Origin of the sequence: Pseudomonas sp. FSL R10-1339 (genome assembly GCF_009600545.1) — a bacterium.
Lineage (GTDB): Bacteria > Pseudomonadota > Gammaproteobacteria > Pseudomonadales > Pseudomonadaceae > Aquipseudomonas > Aquipseudomonas bubulae.
Genome location: NZ_WIVQ01000320.1, coordinates 1 through 267, shown reverse-complemented (window position 1 = coordinate 267; position 267 = coordinate 1). Strand labels below are relative to the sequence as shown.

Genomic DNA, 267 nt, shown 5'->3' with positions numbered 1-267 from the left:
GCCCACGCCTTCACCCTCCTTCATGACACCGAGGAAGAGGCCTTCCGCGCCCAGCTAGCCGCCTACGGTGAAAAGACAACCCTGCTCGTCGACACCTACGACATCGACAATGCGGTACGCACGGCCATCCGCCTCACCGAGGGACGCCTCGGTGCGGTCCGTATCGACTCCGGCGACCTATCCATCGTCGCTCGTCAAGTCCGCGACTTGCTCGACGACCTCGGCGCCCCGAACACTCGCGTCATCGTCACTAGCGACCTTGACGAA

Annotated in this window: 1 pseudogene; it reads left to right on the top strand. The window is 63.7% G+C overall.

Features of this window, described 5'->3' with window-relative positions:
• A pseudogene (locus GHO03_RS24925) lies at window positions 1-267 on the top strand (nicotinate phosphoribosyltransferase); the annotation flags it as partial.